A 1,954-nucleotide genomic window follows, 5' to 3' on the forward strand; every position below is an offset into this window, starting at 1 on the left:
GGCCACCACGCTGGACGCGGTGCGGGTCACTGCCGCCGATGCCAGCGCGCAGGCGCGCGAGGCGCTGAAGCGCGTGCCGGGCGCCAGCAACGTGATCGACGTGGCCAAGGCGGATAGCCGCCTGTCCAGCAGCGCCGACGTGTTGGCTTATCAGCCCGGTATCAGCGCACAGTCGCCGGGCAACGAAGGCACCAAGGTGTCGATCCGCGGGTCGGGCATCAACCGCGGCCCGGGTGCACATGCTTCCGGCATCGCGGTGTCGATCGACGGCCTTCCACTGACTGGCCCGGGCGGCACACCTTACGAACTGCTGGAACCGTTGTGGCTGTCGCGCGTGGAAGTGCTGCGCGGTGCCAACGGCTTCGAACGCGGCGCGCTGGCCCTGGGCGGAGCCATCGACTACATCAGCCGCAGCGGTCGCGACTCGGCTGGCGTGCAGCTGCACTACGAAGCCGGCAGCCGCGGCTACCAGAAGCGCGGGATCAGCTGGGGCGGCGTCAGCGGCGATGTCGATTACTTCCTGGCCTATACCGATACCGAATTCGATGGCTACCAGCGCCATGCGGCCGGCGATGGCAAGGGCGCGATGGCCAACATCGGCTGGCAGATCACCCCCGATCTGCAGACCCGCTTCTTCGTGCGCTACCGCGAAACCAACCACGAGACACCCGGGCGCCTGACCCGCGAGCAGATCCGCAATGATCCGCGCGCGGCGAACGCGGCCAACCTGGCCATCGATGCGCGCCGTCCGCAGCCGGGCAGCACCTGGGTGGGCAATCTCACCACCCTGCAGATCGACGAGGATTCCTCGCTGCAGGCCGGGCTGGTCTATCACAAATACCCGATGGACTTGAACGAGAGCCTGTACCGCCAGCAGCTGGACTACGCCAATCTCAACGCCACGCTGGACTACCACCGCCGGCACATGCTGTTCGGCCTGGACAGCGAAACCACCATCGGCCTGCGCGTTACCCACGACCTGGATGCCGATGTGCGCGAGTCGCTGCGCTTTGCCAACAACGGTTATGCCGCCGGCACCCGCACGCGCGACTTCCGCCACCACGGCACCGACAGCACGCTGCACATCGGCAACAACCTGGCCGTGAATGAACGCCTGCGCGTACAGACTGGTTTTGCACTGATCAACACCCGCCGCGATGTGCAGGTCACCTGGCCGACCAGCGGCGGCCGCCTGCGCGACCACGACTGGGATTACGCGCCGCGGCTGGGCTTCACCTGGCAACAGACGCCGCAGACGCAGTGGTTCGGCAACCTCAGCCGTTCGGTGGAAGCGCCGCACCCGTGGTCGATGATCTGGGGCTCGAACCAGTACTTCAGCGCAGGCAATGGTCCTTCCACCGGCCGCCAGCGCGCGCCGGTGCCGATGCAGAACCAGACCGCCACCACGCTGGAACTGGGCGCACGCGGCGAAGCGGCGCTGGGTCGTTGGGAACTGACCGGCTACTACGCGCACGTGAACCACGAGCTGCTGAGCGTGGAACTACAGCCGGTGCCGAACCTGTTCATCGCTGAGAACAACGCCAGCCCCACCGTGCACCGTGGCATCGAGGCCGGTCTGGACAGCACCTTGTGGCAGGCTGCACCGGGCCGTCTGTCGCTGCGCCAGGCGTACACCTTCAGCGATTTCCGCTATCGCCATGACACGCGCTTCGGCAGCAACCGCCTGCCCGGTCTGCCGCGCCATGCCTACCAGGCCGAGCTGCGCTTCGACCACGCCTCGGGCCTGTATGCAGCACTGAACACCGAGTACGCCTCGCGCATCGCGGTGGACTACGCCAACAGCTACTGGGCCGACAGCCACGTCATCTTCGGTACACGCATCGGTTACGACGCACCGGGCGGCCGCTGGCAGCTGTGGGCGGAGATGCGCAACATCGGTGACCGCCATTACGCCGCCACCGTCACCCCCGGTTACAACGATGCCGGCAAGGAC

1 protein-coding gene is annotated in these 1,954 nt (G+C 67.1%); it reads left to right on the plus strand.

Annotated features, from left to right (window positions below; genetic code table 11):
* Positions 1 to 1,954 (plus strand): TonB-dependent receptor family protein (locus AB4Y84_RS20355; protein ID WP_442250784.1); only part of this gene is annotated, 1,954 nt, incomplete at both ends.

The organism is Stenotrophomonas sp. 2YAF22 (assembly GCF_052114665.1).
In the GTDB taxonomy this organism is placed as follows: Bacteria; Pseudomonadota; Gammaproteobacteria; order Xanthomonadales; family Xanthomonadaceae; genus Stenotrophomonas; species Stenotrophomonas indicatrix.